Genomic DNA, 638 nt, shown 5'->3' with positions numbered 1-638 from the left:
ATCGTATATTGAAGAATGTTTCTTCAAAGGGAGATGCATGTCATTGGTTATGTGTAATGGACAGAATAAGGGAATAACGAAAGTATTAATTGCGGGGGCTAGTGGATACATTGGTCGTCACGTTACATCGCTATTCACAAAAAGTGGCTTTGAAGTTTTTACATACGGTAGAGACAAAGTCGTCACACCTCCTATAGTTGGGTTAATAGAAGATAGAGCTGACTTTGAAGGCTTCTTTGACGTGGTTGTGAATTGTGCGCGTCCACATTGGTCACAATTCTCCGCACATGAAATAGCCGATGTGGAGCAGAAATTGCTCTCTGAGTTAGACCTACTTGCCGCTAAAGGCGCAACAAAGATACATACATCAGGTGTTTGGCTTTTTGGCAACGCATCTAGCGCTGATTTGAGACAGTTTAGACTGAAACCCTTAGACGCCGTTAGATTAGACGTAGAAACGATACATAGCGCTATTAGAAACAGGTGGCACGTCGTCTACTGTCCTAGTTTGGTTTATGGCGGTGAGGATTGTCAGCTAAAACGAATTGTAGAATCTTTCGCTAGCCAAACGATTCAAGTAGGTGTGCCGTCTATAGGCTATAACCAATATGTTCATGTCTACGACATTGCGAAGTTCT

Annotated in this window: 1 protein-coding gene; it reads left to right on the top strand. The window is 42.5% G+C overall.

Features of this window, described 5'->3' with window-relative positions; genetic code table 11:
• Positions 1-37: 37 nt before the first annotated feature.
• Positions 38-638, top strand: a 601-nt coding sequence (locus AB4496_RS24325) for an NAD-dependent epimerase/dehydratase family protein (protein ID WP_372132346.1), incomplete at its 3' end; no start/stop codon positions are given.

The sequence above is a fragment of the Vibrio sp. 10N.222.46.A1 genome (genome assembly GCF_041473595.1).
Taxonomy (GTDB): domain Bacteria; phylum Pseudomonadota; class Gammaproteobacteria; order Enterobacterales; family Vibrionaceae; genus Vibrio; species Vibrio tasmaniensis_A.
Note: the sequence above shows the minus strand (reverse complement) of the source record. Positions and strands in the feature narration are given on the sequence as shown.